General features: G+C 55.7%; 1 tRNA gene. It reads right to left on the reverse strand.

Going from position 1 to position 221, the window contains the following annotated elements:
• Nucleotides 1-51: 51 nt before the first annotated feature.
• A tRNA-Met gene (locus ACXAH0_RS25405) sits at nt 52-128 on the reverse strand.
• Nucleotides 129-221: the final 93 nt, after the last annotated feature.

Consider the following 221-nt stretch of genomic DNA (forward strand, 5'->3'; position numbering starts at 1 on the left):
CCGAATACGACAACAGCCCCACCCCTTTCGGGATGAGGCTGTTGTCGCATTTGGTTGCGGGAGCAGGATTTGAACCTGCGACCTTCAGGTTATGAGCCTGACGAGCTACCGGGCTGCTCCATCCCGCGTTATTTTGTTTTCCCTGGAACTCTTTGGTTCCGGAGGGGGCTGTTTTAAGCCCGGCCTTTTTTGTTTTGCGCGTCCTCGGACCTTTGGTCCTG

The sequence above is a fragment of the Roseibium sp. AWQ4_290 genome (assembly GCF_056160985.1).